The 12,862-nt window shown below is 48.3% G+C and carries 8 protein-coding genes; 4 read left to right on the forward strand and 4 right to left on the reverse strand.

All coding sequences use genetic code 11. The features are described from left to right. Positions 1–20 precede the first annotated feature (20 nt). Positions 21–3,113: an FAD-binding and (Fe-S)-binding domain-containing protein gene (locus tag ICN42_RS05240; RefSeq protein WP_216251909.1), complete on the reverse strand. Its 3,093-nt coding sequence runs from the start codon at positions 3,111–3,113 to the stop codon at positions 21–23. Continuing rightward, complete coding sequence (locus tag ICN42_RS05245) at positions 3,110–3,793, reverse strand: GntR family transcriptional regulator (RefSeq protein WP_255539246.1); 684 nt, start codon at positions 3,791–3,793, stop codon at positions 3,110–3,112. The genes ICN42_RS05240 and ICN42_RS05245 overlap by 4 nt, the downstream gene beginning before the upstream one ends. Positions 3,794–3,973: 180 nt before the next feature. On the opposite strand from ICN42_RS05245, the gene ICN42_RS05250 reads away from it, so the two are divergent. The 3 genes from ICN42_RS05250 (at position 3,974) to ICN42_RS05260 (ending at position 7,073) form a co-directional block, all read left to right on the forward strand. Beyond that, a complete protein-coding gene (locus tag ICN42_RS05250) occupies positions 3,974–5,158 on the forward strand; it encodes an alanine--glyoxylate aminotransferase family protein (protein WP_216251912.1) in 1,185 nt (394 codons plus the stop codon). Between the two features lie 73 nt (positions 5,159–5,231). After that, on the forward strand, positions 5,232–5,636 hold the full coding sequence (locus ICN42_RS05255) for a heme-binding protein (RefSeq protein ID WP_216252928.1): 405 nt from the start codon (positions 5,232–5,234) through the stop codon (positions 5,634–5,636). Between the two features lie 6 nt (positions 5,637–5,642). Continuing rightward, a complete protein-coding gene (locus tag ICN42_RS05260; protein WP_216251914.1) occupies positions 5,643–7,073 on the forward strand; it encodes a DEAD/DEAH box helicase in 1,431 nt (476 codons plus the stop codon). Here ICN42_RS05260 and gluQRS read toward each other — a convergent pair. Continuing rightward, on the reverse strand, positions 7,060–8,013 hold the full coding sequence (gene gluQRS / locus ICN42_RS05265) for a tRNA glutamyl-Q(34) synthetase GluQRS (protein ID WP_370625999.1): 954 nt from the start codon (positions 8,011–8,013) through the stop codon (positions 7,060–7,062). The two genes, ICN42_RS05260 and gluQRS, sit on opposite strands and share 14 nt — an antisense overlap. A 15-nt stretch (positions 8,014–8,028) precedes the next feature. Here gluQRS and dnaE point away from each other — a divergent pair, with 15 nt between their 5' ends. Then, positions 8,029–11,655 carry a DNA polymerase III subunit alpha gene (gene dnaE, locus ICN42_RS05270; RefSeq protein ID WP_216251917.1) on the forward strand — a complete coding sequence of 1,209 codons (3,627 nt, stop codon included), beginning with the start codon at positions 8,029–8,031 and terminating at the stop codon, positions 11,653–11,655. 32 nt (positions 11,656–11,687) lie between these two features. Here the strand turns inward: dnaE and ICN42_RS05275 are convergent, their stop codons facing one another. Next, complete coding sequence (locus ICN42_RS05275; protein ID WP_216251920.1) at positions 11,688–12,845, reverse strand: glycosyltransferase family 9 protein; 1,158 nt, start codon at positions 12,843–12,845, stop codon at positions 11,688–11,690. Positions 12,846–12,862 lie beyond the last annotated feature (17 nt).

Below are 12,862 nucleotides of genomic sequence, written 5' to 3' on the forward strand. Positions count from 1 at the left end.
AATAAATTGAGTAGCCTGGTTTAAAGGTGGGCTGCCAAAATTTTGGCAATGTGTACGGCGTCCCTTTTCGTGCCATCAATAATCTGATGGCGGCAACTAGTGCCATCTGCAACTACCCAGCTATCTGGAGATTTTCGTATTGCAGGTAAGAGACTAGCTTCTGCCATTTGCTTTGACACATCAATGTGCTCAGCTTCATAACCAAAACTCCCCGCCATACCGCAACAAGAAGTCTCAATGAGTTTAGGGTCAGCATTGGGGATTAACTTCAGCAGTTCCATTGCTGGCGTAACTGCGGCAAATGCTTTTTGATGGCAGTGGCCATGAAATAGTACTGGGCGCGAGGCTGGCTTTAGCTGGAGCTGGAGCTTTCCATTTTTTGCTTCGCTAGCCAAGAACTCCTCTAAGAGCTGCACCTGTTTACTTACCGTAACTGCACGTTCACCAAAGCCCATGACCAAGGCTTCATCTTTGAGTGTGAATAGACATGAAGGCTCTAGACCAATAATGGGAATATCCTTTTCTGCAAAAGGGGCTAGATGATTTACTAATTCATCTAAGCTAGCTTTAGCCTGATCCACCATGCCAGCAGCTAAGTAGGTGCGACCGCAGCAGAATTCTTTAGAACAGGTGTTTTTTGTTGTGCTTGAGCCGGCATTTTGTTTATTCAAGCTCTTCTGTGGAATATGGACACGGTATCCAGCAGCCTTCAGAACATTTAGTGCTGCTTGCAGATTTTCATCTTCAAAGTAAGAGTTGAAAGTATCGGCTAGCAGTACCACGCCCTTATTTCCATTCGCATCAGCATTACTCAACTCCGCTGGCGTAAATTGATACGATGCAATCGCACTCTGATCACTCCAGAAGTTTTTTGCCTTCCAGATCGGCAGACTTCTTTGTGCGGAAACGCCCATCACCCATTCTTGTAATTTAGCAATTGGTGCAAGGTGATTGCGAAGGTTCAGTAATGCGGGAAGTCCTGGAATAGCGCTGATGATGGGGGCATATTTAGGCAGGTAGGCTACGGCTAAATCGCGCATCGTATGCCCAACCCGTTTCTTATAAGCTGCCAGAAACTCAATCTTCATTTTGGCCATATCGACGCCAGTTGGACATTCACGGCGACACGCTTTGCAGCTGACGCAGAGCTCCATCACTTCCTTGATAGCGTCACTACCTAAGGGGGAGCTTTCATCTTTGATATCTAACTGGTTTGATAGAGCAAGACGTAAAGTGTTGGCGCGACCACGGGTGAGATGCTTTTCATCACGAGTCACGCGATAGCTTGGGCACATCACTTCCGCATCAAACTTGCGGCAGTGGCCATTGTTATTACACATCTCTACAGCTTTAGCTAAACCCATCGCAGGATCGCCGCCAGTTCCCGGTGCGCTGGTTTCTTCAGTGACAGGGTTATTTTGGACATTCCAAGCGGACCAATCTAAAGCGGGCTGAAGTGGAATAACTTTATAGCTGGGTGGAAAGCGGAAGTTTCTCGCATCATCCATCTTCGGTGGATGAATAATTTTTCCAGGATTGAATAACCCTTTTGGATCAAATGCATGCTTGATTTCAGCGAGTGCTTCTGTGATCTTAGGGCCAAATTGCCAAGAGATCCATTCGCCACGACAGAGTCCATCACCATGCTCACCGCTATAGGCGCCTTTGTATTTGCGAACCAAGGCAGAAGCTTCTTCGGCAACTGCGCGCATCTTCTGCGCGCCATCACGACGCATGTCTAAGATCGGACGAACGTGCAGAGTGCCTACGGAAGCGTGGGCATACCAAGTGCCGCGAGAGCCGTGCTTAGAAAATACATCTGTGAGTGCTTGGGTGTATTCAGCCAGACTTTCTAAGGGGACTGCGCAGTCCTCAATAAAACTCACTGGCTTCCCATCGCCTTTTAGGCTCATCATGATGTTCAGGCCAGCCTTGCGTACTTCCCATAAATTCTTTTGTAAGCCTGCATCGGGCATCGCGACTACTGAGCCTGGAAGATCCAAATCACCCATGAGGTTTTGTAAGGACTTTAATTTCTCGAGCAAGGGAGCATGTGCTTCCCCAGAAAACTCCACCAATAAGATTGCCTCAGGAGTCTGGCCAGTAGCATCAATGAGGGCGGTCTCAATAGTTTTTTTGAAGCTGGGGTTGTGGCGCGCTAAGTCAATCATGGTGCGATCAACTAGCTCTACTGCAGTAGGCCCTAGTTTGACGATGTGCTGCGCGCTATCCATGGCTTTGAAGAAGCTCGTAAAGTTCACCACGCCAAGCACTTTATGTTGAGGTAAAGGCGCGAGTTTGAGTTCAAGTGATTTGAAATAAGCTAGCGTACCTTCGCTACCTACTAAGAGGTGGGCTAAATTAACGCTACCATCTTGTGTGTAAGGGCGCTCACTTTGTGGGTGAAATACATCCAGGTTGTATCCGGCGACACGACGTAATACCTTAGGGAAGTGCGCCTCGATTTCTGGTTGGAGGCTGTTGGCGAGATCTTTTACAAAGTCACCCAGTTGTTTTGCAACACCAGAGCTATTGGCATAATTTCCAAAGCTGGCTACTTGCCCATTCGCTAACCAGGCATCAATACCTAAAACGTTGTGCACCATGTTTCCATAGGCGATCGAGCGGCTACCGCAAGAGTTATTGCCTGCCATGCCACCAATCGTGGCTTGACCAGCAGTGGAGACATCTACTGGATACCAGAGGCCATGGGGTTTGAGTGCGGCGTTAAGGTGATCTAAAACCATGCCAGGCTCAACGACTGCTATAGCTTTTTCTGGATCAGCGTGTAAAAGCTTGCGAAAGTATTTAGTGTTATCAATGACGAGTGCAGTGCCGGTGGTTTGGCCACACTGGCTGGTGCCCCCGCCACGCGGCAGAACTGGGATGTCTAGGTCAGCTGCAATCTGAATGGCGCTTGCAACATCTTCGGCAGTTTTAGGGATAAAGACAGCAATAGGCATAGCTTGATAGATCGATGCATCCGTTGCATAGCGTCCGCGACTAGCCATGTCAGTCATGACTTCGCCAGAAGTTTCTTGTTTAAGGCGTTTAGCCAATGCTGCCTTATTGGCAACGAATTCTGGGAGCGGCAAATCAAGCGGCTTGTTCATGCTGCAACTTTCTCTTTGGATTCTGAGTCAATCAATTGAATCACTACATCACGTTTATTCATGACATGTTGAATCATGACTTTGCGCATGCGCACGCTATCGCGAGCCTTTAATGCATCCAACATTTCTTGATGTTCTCCGACAGCCTTTTCCCACTTGACGCCATCCTGATTGGAGCGAAAGCGAAGCGCTTCAATGCGAGCGTTGACTTGAGTAAATAGCTGACTGAGGACAGGATTGTTTGCCGCTTGATTAATAGCCCGATGAATTTTGAGGTTGAGTCCGTAGTAGCTGGAGAGGTCTCTGCGCGCATATGAAGCCATCATTTCATATTGAAGTGCCTCAAGTTCGGTGAGCGCTCGATCGCTAATGTTTTGCGCTGCCAATTCCCCAGAGTAGCCCTCTAGATTCGCAATCACATCAAAGGTGTGAATGATGTCGTCACGGCTTAGTTGTACCGCAATTGCTCCACGATTAGTAATCAGCTCAACCAGGCCATCAGCAGCCAGGCGTCGAATCGCCTCACGAATAGGCGTGCGAGATACATTGAGTTGCTCTGCTAGCTCACGCTCATTGAGTTTGCTGCCGGGGGTGATGGCACCTTCCACTAATAAAGTTCGGAGCTTTTGGAAAGTAGCTTCGTGTAAGTTTTGGGTGCTTTGGGGCGCTGTGAGCATCATTTGAAATGCCTTAAATTTGTATACATAATTACTATAACCCATCAATAAGCATAAATAACGCCATAAATGGCTTATTTTTTTTATTATTTGATCAATATTTTGCATACAAAATTGTCAATTGACAAAAAGTGACTTACACTGGCCCCCAAGATTAACTACAAAAACCAAGCGAGACTCAGCATGCTAAAACTAGATAACCACCTCTCAGGACGTCATTTTTTACATATTCCTGGCCCAAGCCCAGTACCTTCGCGCATCCTGAGGGCTATTAGCTATCAAACCATTGATCACCGTGGGCCTGAGTTCGGTGCGTTTGGCCTCAAAGTCTTGGATGGTATTAAGAAGATTTTTAAGACTGAGCAACCCGTCATTATTTATTCCGCTTCTGGAACGGGTTCTTGGGAGGGTGCTTTAGTCAATGTCCTCAATCCCGGTGACAAGGTGCTCTTTTATGAAACCGGCCACTTTGCAAACTTGTGGCGCGCGTTGGCCAAAAAGATTGGCATTGAAATTGAAGTGGTAGGTAAAGCAGGTGCGGATACTTGGCGTTGGGGTATTGATGCATCTGTGATTGAAGAGGGCTTACGCAAAGATACTCAACATGAAATCAAGGCGGTTTGTGTAGTTCATAACGAAACCTCTACTGGCATGACATCCAATATTGCCGCGGTTCGCAAGGCGATCGACGATGCAAAGCATCCGGCGCTATTACTCGTGGATAGTGTGTCTGGCTTAGGTTCAGCGGATTATGAGCATGACAAATGGGGTGCTGACGTAACCGTTTCCGGTTCACAAAAAGGCTTAATGTTGCCTCCAGGAATTGGCTTTAATGCCTTATCACCAAAGGCGATTGAAGCTAGTAAACATAGCAAGATTCCGAAATCTTATTTAGCTTGGGATGAAATTCTGGAATCCAATAAGACTGGCTACTGGCCAACCACGCCAAGTACTAATCTGATGTATGGCCTGCATGAGGCGATCGACATGATGCAAACCGAAGGATTGGATACGATTTTTGCTCGTCATCAGCGCTTAGCTGAAGCATGTCGTCGTGCGGTAGCTGCCTGGGGTCTTGAGAACCAGTGCTTGGACCCAAATGCCTATTCACCAGTATTAACGGCCATCGTAGTTCCAGAGGGAATGGATGCGGATGTGCTCCGTAAACATGCCCTAGAAAAGTTCAATCTTTCGCTAGGAACGGGTTTAGGCAAGCTCAAAGGCAAGATTTTCCGTATTGGCCACCTGGGCGATTGCAATGAATTGAGTCTGATGGCCGCTTTAAGCGGGGTAGAGATGAGTTTGGGTGCTATGGGCTATAAACCCAAGGCTAGTGGCGTAGTTGCGGCCCAAGAGTACCTAAAGTAAGGCTTAGTCGACAGACTCAACCTATAATTCACCCTATATATCAATAGTATTAGAGACAGAGAGATTAATCATGTTGGCAACTAAACCTTACCTTACTCAAGCTGATGTTCAAAAGATTTTGAATGCGGCAGATAAACATGCTGCAGCCAATAACTGGGCAGTAACCATCGCTGTTTGTGATGATGGCGGACATCTATTGGGTTTAATTCGTCGCGATGGTTGCGCTCCTGTCTCCGCTTACATTGCTCAAGAAAAAGCGCGTACCGCTGCAATGGGTAAGCGCGAGAGCCGCGTATACGAAGAGATTATTAATAACGGACGTATTTCCTTTTTATCTGCCCCACATATTTCGGGCATGTTGGAAGGTGGCGTCAATATCGAGGTAAATGGGTTTACCATCGGCGCAGTCGGCGTTTCCGGCGTTAAATCGACTGAGGATGCCGAAACCGCGAAGGCCGGCATTGCAGCCATTCTGTAAGTTACCTTGACAAATACTGTTCCTGAAATAAATTCCTCTACCGGCGCTGCGCCAAGCAGCGCCACCCCAGCAACTATTACCTTTGCTGACTTTGGTTTAGATCCAAAGATTCAAAAAGCGGTATCTGAGCAGGGTTACAACACCCCAACTCCGATTCAAGCGCAAGCTATTCCGCATGTGTTGGCTGGAAGCGATTTGATGGGCGCGGCCCAAACTGGTACCGGTAAAACGGCTGCTTTTGTACTGCCGATTATTCAAAAGATTTTGCGTCACGCTAGCAGCAGTGCTTCACCTGCTCGTCACCCAATCCGTGCTTTGGTATTAACACCGACACGTGAGTTAGCTGTTCAGGTTGCCGAGAATGCGGCAAGCTACTCAAAACATACCGATTTACGCGCTGCCGTGGTCTATGGTGGCGTGGATATGAAAGAGCAAGTAGCCACATTGCGTGGCGGCGTGGAGATTTTGATTGCCACTCCAGGGCGCTTGCTTGATCACATTGGCTCCAAAGTAGCCAACCTCTCCCAAGTAGAAATTCTGGTGTTAGATGAAGCGGATCGCATGCTGGATATGGGCTTCTTGCCTGACTTGCAGCGCATCATTGATTTGATTCCAGCGCAGCGTCAAACTCTTTTATTCTCAGCAACGTTTTCACCTGAGATTAAAAAGTTAGCGCAAAGTTATTTGCGTACGCCAGTTACTGTTGAGGTGGCGCGTCAAAATGCCGCTGCCGATACCGTGAAACAAGTGGTGCATATGGTATCTAGCGCGGATAAGCAGCGAGCGATTGTGAAAGTGCTTGAGGTGCGGACTCGTCAAGGCTTATCTCGCCAGTGCATCATCTTTACTAATAGCCGTTTGGGTTGCGCAAGACTGGCTCGTTCATTGGAGCGCGATGGCATTAAAGCGGGTGCGATTCATGGTGATAAGAGTCAAGGCGAGCGTACTCTCACTTTGGATGCATTTAAGTCTGGCGCGATTGAAGCTTTAGTTGCAACTGACGTCGCTGCACGCGGTCTAGATATTCCTTCCATGCCTTGCGTCATTAATCACGAGCTGCCATTTAATGCGGAAGATTTTATTCATCGCATTGGACGGACAGGTCGTGCTGGCAGCAAAGGCGATGCGATTGCCTTGGTGGATGCTAGTGAAAAACGTTTGCTCGACGATATTGAAAAGTTGATGAAGCGGAAGTTGGATATCCAACCCTTGCCGGAGGGCAACCCTAGTACTAGCTCTAGTCCTGCGTCAAGTAGGGGCTCGTCTAGATCGGATGCGCCGGCAAAAATGTCGGATCCATTTTTCTATAAGCCTTATGAGCCTACTGTTGCTCCGCAGCCAGCCTCTGGTGCTACTGGCGCCGAAGAGAAGAAAGTCGGTATTACACCTGCAAGACCATCTGTTGGTGCATTACTTGGCGGCTTTAAGAAAAAGTAATTTTTCTATCCCAAGCCTGGGTGGCCGCTAAAAGCCACTCAGCAATTGAAGTCGCCCTCCCATCTGGCAGATTTCTTAATCCAAGGTGTCTTGCAGCTTTACGTAACTCCTGTAAAGCCTGCTGCTCATTCTCAGTATGAATGGCACTCGCTAAAGTTTGCTTACTGAGTTTTTCGCCATGCTCATCAAGCACTAAAGGCAGATGTAAGTAGCTCGGAGTTCCGTATCCCAAGATCCGTTGCAGATGAATTTGCCTTGCTGTGTTGTTGAGTAAGTCTGCGCCACGCACAATGTGAGTGATGCCTTGTTCGGCATCATCTACCACTACGGCAAGTTGATAGGTAAATACGCCATTCCTACGCCGTAATACAAAATCTCCTACTTCTTCATTGAGGTTCTGACTTTGTTGTCCAAGGATGAGGTCTTCAAATTCGATGGTGAGATCTGGTGGCAGGGCGAGTCTCCAAGCCACTTCGTCCAAGGTCGCATTGCCCTCTTTGTATTTGGGTCTTTCATGGGGTCGACAGACTCCTGGATAGACCATTTCTTGATTGCGAGGAGTGACCGCACCACGAGCCTCCAGAGCATTTGCAATACTTTGTCGGGAGCAGGTGCAGGGAAAGGTGATTTGGAGCTCATTCAAGCGCTCCAGAGCCTTTTTATAGCGTTCTTGATGTCTAGATTGCCAAGTGGGCTCCTCGTCCCAGGTAAGGCCACAGGCAAGCAGTTGGCGCAGGATTTCTTGATCCGCCCCAAGGATGCAACGGGGAGTATCCAAATCCTCAATTCTGAGCAGCCATTTCCCTTGATTTTTACGGGCATCTAACCAGCTTCCAAGGGCGGCAACCAGCGATCCCCCATGAAGCGGGCCAGTAGGCGAGGGGGCAAATCGCCCGCGATAGCCGTCGGCTGGGGATGAGGGGTTTTTAAAGTTCAGCACAGCTAAAATGATCTCATGGCTTCACCCCGTTTTGTTCATCTGCGCGTCCATTCCGAGTTTTCAATTACGGATGGCGTCGTTCGCATTGACGATGCGGTTGCCGCAGCCGAAAAAGACGGAATGGGAGCCTTAGCGCTCACTGATTTAAGTAACTTATTTGGCTTAGTTCGGTTTTACACCGCTGCGCGTTCTGGTGGAATAAAGCCAATTGCGGGCGCGGATGTTTGGGTTAGCAATCCTCAGGATCCCGATCAACCTTATCGTTTATTGCTGCTGGTTCAAAACCACTCTGGCTATCTCAATCTTTGTCAGTTATTGAGTAAGGCCTCCCTAGAGAATCAATCTCGCGGTCGAGCTGAAGTAGATCCCAAGTGGTTTAGCGAGCCAGCTTCTAAAGCTGAAGATAAGGCCGTAAAAAGAACGCTTGCCTACGGATTAATCGCACTCTCAGGTGGACGTTGGGGTGATGTTGGTGCCGCACTATTGGCTGGCCAAGAAGAGCAAGCCAAAGAAGCTGCCAAATGCTGGGCAAGCTTATTTCCAAATGCTTTTTACATTGAAGTGCAGCGTGGCGGTCATCCTCAAGATGAAAAGCAGCTTCAGCTTGCTTGTCACCTTGCTAGTGAATTGGATTTACCTATCGTTGCCACACATCCTGTGCAGTTTATGCAGCGAAGCGATTTCACGGCCCATGAGGCGCGGGTGTGTATCGCAGAGGGTGAGCTCTTGGGCAACCCTCGTCGCACCAAAAAATTTAATGAAGAGCAATATTTTCTATCCCAAGAAGAGATGGAAAAACGCTTTGCGGATTTACCGGTTGCGCTGGCCAATTCAGTGGAGATTGCCAAGCGTTGCAACCTCTCTTTAACGCTAGGTCAACCACGTTTACCGGATTTCCCGACGCCGCCTGGCATTACGCTCGACGACTATTTGCTACAGCAATCCGAGATTGGTTTGAAGCGACACATGGAGCGCAACTTCCCGGACCCGGAGGAGCGCGCTAAAGAAGAGGTTCGATATCACGAGCGCTTGGTCTTCGAGGTGAAGACGATTTCCCAAATGGGTTTCCCGGGCTACTTCTTGATTGTTGCGGACTTTATTAACTGGGCTAAGAACAATGGCGTACCAGTAGGCCCTGGTCGTGGATCTGGTGCGGGCTCTCTGGTTGCCTACTCACTCGGTATTACCGACCTTGATCCGCTGCGTTATAACTTGCTCTTTGAGCGCTTCTTAAATCCTGAGCGGGTATCCATGCCCGACTTCGATATTGACTTCTGCCAGCACGGGCGTGATCGCGTCATCCAGTATGTAAAAGATAAATACGGTAAAGATGCGGTCAGTCAAATCGCCACTTTTGGCACGATGGCTGCAAGAGCAGCGATTCGTGACGTAGGTCGCGTACTCGAGCAAGGTTATAACTTCGTTGATGGTATTGCCAAGTTAATTCCAAACAAGCCAGGTCAGTACATGACTATTGAAATGGCCAAGAAGGAAGAGAAGCAATTAGCCGAGCGCGAAAAGAATGAAGACGAAGTACGTCAGCTTTTATCTCTCGCGCAGCAGTTAGAAGGTATGACCCGCAACGTCGGTATGCATGCGGGTGGCGTATTGATTGCCCCGGGCCGCTTAACGGATTTTTGCCCGCTCTACACACAAGAGGCCAAAGATTCTAAAGATCAAGAGAGCGGCTCAGTCATTAGTCAGTTTGATAAAGATGATGTAGAGGCGATCGGCTTAGTGAAGTTCGACTTCTTAGGCTTAACGACGCTGACTATTTTGGCGGCCGCTGAAAAATGGATTAAGACACTGCATGCTGATCGTAAGGATTGGAATATTGGCGAGATTCCGCTCGACGATGAAAAGGCTTTTGAGGTTTTAAAGAATGCCAATACGGTTGCCGTCTTCCAGTTAGAAAGTCGCGGCATGCAAGGCATGCTTCGTGAAGCTAAGCCTGATCGCTTCGAAGACATTATTGCGCTCGTCGCACTCTATCGTCCTGGTCCAATGGATTTGATTCCTGACTTTATTGAACGTAAGCATGGACGTCAAAAAGTAGAGTATCCAGATCCCCGTATTGAACCCGTTCTGCAAGAAACCTACGGCATCATGGTGTACCAAGAGCAGGTGATGCAGATGGCGCAGATGATTGGCGGCTACTCACTCGGTGGCGCGGATATGTTGCGTCGCGCGATGGGTAAGAAGAAGCCTGAAGAGATGGCGCAGCATCGCAAGATTTTTAGTGATGGCGCAAAAGCGGGTGGCATTACCGAAGGCAAGGCCAACGAGATTTATGACTTGATGGAACGCTTTGCAGGCTACGGATTTAATAAATCCCATGCTGCTGCTTATGCGCTCCTGGCATATCAAACCGCTTGGTTAAAGGCCTATTACCCAGCTGAATTTATGGCGGCCAACTTATCGCTCGCAATGGATGACACCGATAAGATCAAGATTCTGTATGACGATTGTTCGGCTAACCAGATACGGGTGTTCTCGCCAGACATTAATACGGGCGTTTATGCATTTACGCCCTTACGTGCGCCGGACGCTACGCCTGATTCTCCCATTAGCCATATTCGTTACGGCTTAGGCGCTGTTAGAGGCACTGGTGAAGCAGCAATTGAGGTGATTGTGAAGGCGCGTGAAGCAGGCGGTCCATTTAAAGACCTGTTTGATTTCTGCGCACGCGTTGATCGCAGACAAGTCAACCGTCGCGCAATTGAAGCCTTGATGCGTGCCGGTGCTTTTGATAGCTTATACAAAGACGCCATTCCCGCCGGTGGAAATCTTTACGATATTCGCTCTACTTTATTAGCTTCACTTGCGCGCGCAATCGAGGCGGCTGAACAAGCTGAAGCCTCAATCAACCAGGTAAGTTTGTTTGAGATGGCAGGGGAAGAGGATCGCCACTTGCCTGAATTAGTGCGCGAACCAGTCTGGTCTGAAAAGAAACGCCTCCAGGATGAAAAAAGCGCCTTAGGTCTTTGCCTCACGGGGCATATGTTTGACGCCTATCGTGAAGAGACTGCGCATTTCATTCGCCAGCCATTGGCTAAAGTGACCGAGGGCAAGGATCAGTTGATCGCCGGCATTATTACTTCCGCGCGGATGCTGACTGGCCAGCGTGGTCGCATGATGATTGCGACAATTGATGATGGAACTGCTGCAATTGAAGTCACTCTCTATAGCGAAGTCTATGAACCCAATCGTTCTTGGCTTAAGGAAGATGAGTTGCTAGTAGCTAAGGTCAACGTCACTCCAGATAAGTTTTCTGGAGGGATGCGCATTGTGTCTGAGGCGGTGATGGATATCACGGGCGCCCGCATGCGTTTTGCGCGCAATGTTCATCTATTCATTGACTCCGGAATTGACCTCAAATCTTTACGTAGCCAAATTGGACCTTACTTAATGAGTAATCGAGTGCGTGATCCAAAGTTGGGGCCTGCAGCGGCTTCCATGCCAAGTGGTAGCGAGGGCTTGAAAGGTTTAATGCTCACTGCTGCAGTCACTACCAGCGGTGGAGCCTGTCTAATGCAGTTCCCAGAAGAGTTACGCATCTATCCAGATGATGCTTGTTTGCATAGCTTGAATCAAATTTTAGCGGCCAAACAATCCAATACCGTTCAGGTTCAGTACCACTAAATTCGTAGCACTAAAAAACTGCCTAGCGTGGTTTATTGATTGATGGCCTTCTGAAGCGCTTCGATGACTTGATTTGGTTCTAGTTGGTCCAAGCATTCGCTCTTGCTGTTTGCGTGATCTTCGCAGCCTGCCTTGCGGCAGGGAACGCATTCGCCAGGGCCTTGAAGGATCGTGACATTACCGACGGTCTGCGAGCGAGCTCTTAATGCATAAGGCTGCATGCCAATAAAGCCATTAGGCCATGGCCCAAAGTTGGTGGGTGGTGTTGGACCAAATAAGGCAATGGTGGGTGTATTACAGGCTGCCGCTAAGTGCGTGATAGAGGTATCCACCCCAACATAGGCTATCGCGCCACGAATCAAGGTTCCTGCCTGCGCAATTGAGAGCAAGCCGGCAGTATCAACGACATGGTTGCGTTTCTCTTCATCAAGTAAGGAAAGAATATCTTTGTTGAGCTGAAGATCTTGCTTGGCTGGAGATGCGCTGAGTACGATTTGCCAACCTTGTTTTGCAATCCAGGTCAGCAATGTTTGCCAGTAGGCTAAAGGCCACCTCTTATAGGCAGTTAAAGGTCCGGGATGCACCACCACGTAGGGTGAGTGTAGCTGGCTAGCAATACTTGGAGTGATAGGGTCACCAGCAGGAGCTGTTACTGAAATTGATTTGCTAAATATGTCTTGAGAATTTTTATAAAAGATTTCGAGTAGACGAAGTTTTTCAGTAATAACATGTTGCGCAAAATAATCTACATCGACGGTATGCAAGCAAATGAATTTCTTCCAGGCATTTTGTTTATCACTTTTACTTTTCTTGGTCCTGTCTTTTTCTGTAAGCCCTTGAGGGTGACCGCCAAGTACGCCAACACGTCGTTGAGCCGCTACTAAGCCATAAAAATAGGCGCGATCACTGGGTTGCGTGACCACTGCCAAGTCATAACGTTGAAAGAGTTTAAAAAATAAAGAGAGATATTCCTTAAGTTTGGGGCGATCTGAAGTTTCAATCGTCTGGGCAATGTCTGGATTGCCTTTCAGCATCTCCAGCTTGCCGCGATACCCTAGAAAATGAAATTCAGCATCAGGCCAAAGCTCTCTTGCTTGTGAAATGAGTGGCGTAGTGACAAGGACATCCCCAATTTGGCGAGTCGCAATAAATAAAACTTTTTTAGGCTTCAGTGCGGAGAATGCAGTCATAGAGCTAATGTAACCTA

The organism is Polynucleobacter sp. 71A-WALBACH, from assembly GCF_018882365.1.
GTDB lineage: Bacteria > Pseudomonadota > Gammaproteobacteria > Burkholderiales > Burkholderiaceae > Polynucleobacter.

Bases quoted from the DNA above. Each gene is read 5' to 3' on its own strand.
- ICN42_RS05250 (WP_216251912.1), top strand. From the start codon at position 3,974: ATGCTAAAACTAGATAACCACCTCTCAGGACGTCATTTTTTACATATT.
- ICN42_RS05240 (WP_216251909.1), bottom strand. From the start codon at position 3,113: ATGAACAAGCCGCTTGATTTGCCGCTCCCAGAATTCGTTGCCAATAAG.
- dnaE (WP_216251917.1), top strand. From the start codon at position 8,029: ATGGCTTCACCCCGTTTTGTTCATCTGCGCGTCCATTCCGAGTTTTCA.
- ICN42_RS05245 (WP_255539246.1), bottom strand. From the start codon at position 3,793: ATGATGCTCACAGCGCCCCAAAGCACCCAAAACTTACACGAAGCTACT.
- ICN42_RS05275 (WP_216251920.1), bottom strand. From the start codon at position 12,845: ATGACTGCATTCTCCGCACTGAAGCCTAAAAAAGTTTTATTTATTGCG.